Origin of the sequence: Veillonella sp., from assembly GCF_019414865.1 — a bacterium.
Taxonomy (GTDB): Bacteria; Bacillota; Negativicutes; order Veillonellales; family Veillonellaceae; genus Veillonella.
Map to the genome: position 1 here is coordinate 1 of NZ_DXLG01000184.1, position 2,217 is coordinate 2,217.

The window sequence follows — 2,217 nt, forward strand, 5'->3', positions numbered from 1 at the left end:
GTCTTACTCTATATGTACATCGTCAATATTCTTTCCATCCCCACCCTAAAAGCTAAAAAACTCCTACGTTCTATGAACGTTAGGAGCTTTTTATATATTAAGCCAATAAGGCTTTTACAAGTTCTTCTGCTTTGCCAAAGTCATCTGTATCTGGGTTCCAGTTACATTTAATTTCTGGTTCAACAACAGCGAATCCATATTTAGTTAATTCTTCACGCAATACCTTAGTGGATTCACCAGACCAACCATAGGTACCAAATACAGCGGCCTTTTTATTCTTGAACTTCAACTCGCGTAAGAAGTCAAGCCAGCCTGCCACAGAAGAGATTACGCTATTCCCTACTGTTGGCGAGCCAACAGCAATGGCTTTAGACTTGAATACCTCTGTCATAATATCATTTTTATTGGTTTTACTGATATTAAAGATCTTAACTCGTGTATCAGGAGATTGTTTTGCAATTTCATCAGCAATTTTATGAGCCAATTTCTTCGTACCATCCCACATAGTATCGTACACCACTGTGATTTGATCTTCTTGGTATGCTTGAGACCATTCATAGTACTTCTCTACGATTTGCAATGGATTTTCACGCCAAATAGCACCATGACTTGTAGCGATGATATCGATTGGCAAGTTGAGCTTTTGAATCTCTTCAACCTTAGCTTTTACCAATGGAGAGAATGGGTTCAAAATATTAGCGTAATATTTCATTGCTTCTGCCCATAAACGGCATTGATCAGCCTTATCGGCCCACAATTCTTCTACGGCGAAATGTTGACCAAAGGCATCGTTGGAGAACAAGATATTGTCGCCAGTCATATATGTCGCCATAGAATCCGGCCAGTGAAGCATGCGCATTTCTACGAATACCAAAGATTTACCGTTGCCGATATCTACGGAATCACCTGTCTTCACAGTTTTAAAATTCCATTCTGGATGATGGTATTGACCAACCAAGGATTTAACAGCATTTTCTGTACAATAAATCGGCGTATTTGGAATTTTTTCCATCAAAGCTGGCAAGGAACCGCTATGATCAACTTCGCCGTGATTACATACGATAAAATCAATCTTGTTTAAATCAATTTCAGATTCCAAATTGTCTATAAACTCTGAGGAATGAGGTTTCCATACGGTATCGATGAGGACGGTTTTTTCTTCTTCAATCAAGTACGCGTTTTGGCTAGATCCATTATTAATACTGTAATCAGAGCCGTGGAATTCTTGTAATTCCCAATCAATTTTACCAACCCAAGATACGTTATTTTTTATATGCTTTCTCATAATAACCTCCATAATTCTTGTGAAAGTCTTTCACAATTAACAATATGTATGGCCTATGTGGCATCTGTGTATATGTACCTATCTATATACCTATGCATATATCACAACTCGGTCATTAACTATGGTTTTATTATAACCATATCGCATAGTTAAGTCTGTATCTGTAGGTACAGATTTGATAATTATTCTAAAAAACCACTCATAGGAAATCATATGCTGTACATTAGTACACATTGATTTCCCATGAGTGGTTATGAATGTATGTAATAATAAGGGCTGATTACTTATTACCCGATTTAGACAATCTAGAATACGAACTCATTATGTATTGCCGAGCTTAGATAATCTAAGTATGAGCTAATTATTACCTGTCTTAGATAATCCAGGGATAGCTTTATAGATATATAACGCAATATATCCATCAACCATGCTATGAATGATGGTACCGCCACCTACAAGGACAAATACAACGTAGATAAGATCGATATTCGGCATTGTAGTCGTAGTATAGAACAAGAGGCATGCAAGTACTTCACCGATGGCATGAATAATACCACAAACGATGTTGAAAGCCGTAAAAGACAATCCCCCTGTTAGTACAGCAGGATGATGTTTAATATAGTACGCCCCCATCAAGGCAAATATCATATGAGAAGCAGCGCGCATAACAATGACAAGCGGGAAGCCTGCTACGAAGAAGCCTAGGGTAGAACCTATTACGACACAAGCCGCCATTTTACGAGACAAGAACATAGCCAGGAATATAGGCACGTGACTGGCCAACGTATACGAAGCCGGCGGTATGACGACTTTCAAAGGCATCACAATAGGAATCATGATGGCTAACGCCATCAACAATGCGGTAATCGTTAAATTTCGATACATCGAAGAATTCATAAAGGCCTCCTGAGAGAATCGCTTACATCTACATC

The 2,217-nt window shown here is 38.4% G+C and carries 2 protein-coding genes; both read right to left on the bottom strand.

Annotated elements, in window-relative coordinates; genetic code table 11:
- Positions 1–97: 97 nt before the first annotated feature.
- Positions 98–1,285 (bottom strand): MBL fold metallo-hydrolase, encoded by a 1,188-nt coding sequence (locus QZ334_RS08045; RefSeq protein WP_295233502.1) that lies wholly within the window; start codon positions 1,283–1,285, stop codon positions 98–100.
- 357 nt (positions 1,286–1,642) lie between these two features.
- On the bottom strand, positions 1,643–2,182 hold the full coding sequence (locus QZ334_RS08050; RefSeq protein WP_295233505.1) for a hypothetical protein: 540 nt from the start codon (positions 2,180–2,182) through the stop codon (positions 1,643–1,645).
- Between the last annotated feature and the right edge of the window lie 35 nt (positions 2,183–2,217).

What these genes read in the sequence shown, in the direction of transcription:
- QZ334_RS08045 (WP_295233502.1), bottom strand. Translation starts at nt 1,285, where the DNA reads ATGAGAAAGCATATAAAAAATAACGTATCTTGGGTTGGTAAAATTGAT.
- QZ334_RS08050 (WP_295233505.1), bottom strand. Translation starts at nt 2,182, where the DNA reads ATGAATTCTTCGATGTATCGAAATTTAACGATTACCGCATTGTTGATG.